The organism is Pseudomonas sp. 1912-s, assembly GCF_029269205.1.
GTDB lineage: Bacteria > Pseudomonadota > Gammaproteobacteria > Pseudomonadales > Pseudomonadaceae > Aquipseudomonas.
Window position 1 is genome coordinate 1 of sequence record NZ_JARIXR010000071.1, and the last position, 2,131, is coordinate 2,131.

The window sequence follows — 2,131 nt, forward strand, 5'->3', positions numbered from 1 at the left end:
AGTTTTTTCTGGGAGTGGGAACGGTCCGGCAAGGCGGCGCGATGCGTCCGGCATTGGGCCAGCTTTTCCCAGATGGACACGCGGTATGTGTGGGATGACAACGGCACGGTCACTGTGCACAACGCCGATGGCAGCCAGGAAGTCTACGTCCACGACCAGCGCGCACGGCTGGTGCAACGGATTGATCCGGACGGCGCCGAGCACTTCAAATCCTACGATGAAAAAGGCCGGCTGACCGTCGAGCAGGATCCACTCGGGGCGGTGACGGCGTATCAGTACGACGAAGCCGGTCGGTTGATTGCGCTGTTTCCCAGTGACGATGCACCCACATCCTACGAGCATGACAACGGTTTCGTCCGAGTTGTACGCCGTGGTGAAGCGGTCTGGAAATACCAGCGTAACGATCAAGGCGATATCACCCGCAAGACCGATCCGGACGGCAACTACACCGAATACACCTACACCAAACACGGAAAACTCTCCGGCGTCTGGCACCCGGACAACAGCAGTCAGCGATTTATCTGGAACGAGCGTGGCCAGCTCACCGAAGAGAAATTGGCGAATGGCGGTGTGCGGCGCTATCGCTATGACGACCTCGGACGGCAGGTGGTTTGCGAGGATGAGCACGGTGCACTGACCCAGTATCAGTGGGACGCCGTAGGTCGTTTGCTGAAGGTGATTCAGCCGGGCGGTGCCACTCGCGAATTCAGCTACAACCCGTACGGAAAAATCACCGCCGAGCGCGACGAACTGGGGCGGGTTACTCGCTACGAGTATGCCGACGGCCTGCACCTGATCAGCCGTCGGATTAATCCCGACGGCACACAGCTCAAATACCGTTACGACAATGTCCGGTTGCTACTGACCGAGATTGAAAACGAAGTCGGGGAAACCTATCGGCTCGACTATCACACCAACGGCCTGATCCAGCAGGAAACCGGCTTTGATGGTCGCCGCACGGCTTACGTTTATGACCTCGCCGGCCATCTGCTGGAAAAGACCGAATACGGCGACGATGGCAGCCAGCTGGTTACCGGTTATCAGCGAGACAGCGCCGGCCGCCTTGTACGAAAAACCCTGCCCGACCGCAGCATCGTCGAATACGCCTACGACCGCCTCGGCAATCTCCTCAGCGTCGATGATGGTCATTGGCCGCTGCACTACGAATACGACCTGCAAAACCGCCTCACTGCCGAACACCAAGGCTGGGGCACATTGCGCTACCGCTACGACGAATGCGGGCAACTCAACTACCTGCGCCTGCCCGACAACAACCGCCTCGCCTTCCACCACGACAAAGGCGGCGACCTCGCCACCGTCGAACTGAATGGCAACCCGCTCACCTCGCACCTGTTCAAATCCGGCCGCGAACACCAGCGCCAGCAGGGCCAGCTTCTCAGCCACTACCACTACGACGACCAGGGCCGCCTGCACGCCCATGCCATCACCCAGCAGGGACAACGTCACCAGCGCCGCCAATACGACTACGACCAGCGCGGCAACTTGACCCGCATCCTCGATACCCGCAAAGGCCAGCACGACTACCACTACGACCCACTCGACCGCCTGACCCGCGCCAACCACTCGCACGACCTGCAGGAACGCTTCTTCCACGACCCGGCGGGCAACCTGCTGATGCAAGACCGCGTCGGGCCGAGTGTGATCAAAGGCAACCGCCTGCTGATGCAAGGCGATCGTCATTACGACTATGACGCCTTCGGCAATCTCCTGCGCGAGCGCCGGGGCCGCGACCAGCAGTTGGTCACCGAATATCGATATGACTGCCAGCATCGGCTGATCAGCGTCACCCAACCCGGCGGCCGCCAGGCCAGCTATCGCTATGACCCGTTTGGACGACGCGTCGCCAAAGTCGTCAACAGCCAGACCACCGAGTTTTTCTGGCAAGGCGACATGTTGGTCGCCGAGCACAGCGCCGATCACCACCAAAGCTACCTCTACGAACCCAACAGCTTCCGACCGTTAGCGCTGCTGAAAGGCTACGGCCCGGAAGACGTAAAACCCTTCCACTACCAACTCGACCACCTCGGCACGCCACAAGAACTCACCGCCCCCGACGGCGAAATCGTCTGGTCCGCCCACTACCGCGCCTACGGCCAAATCGCGAAGCTGG

The 2,131-nt window shown here is 60.6% G+C and carries 1 protein-coding gene; it reads left to right on the plus strand.

The features are described 5' to 3' along the window. Nucleotides 1-2,131: RHS domain-containing protein (locus P3C29_RS32565; protein WP_275966459.1), on the plus strand; the 2,131-nt coding region annotated here is incomplete at both ends.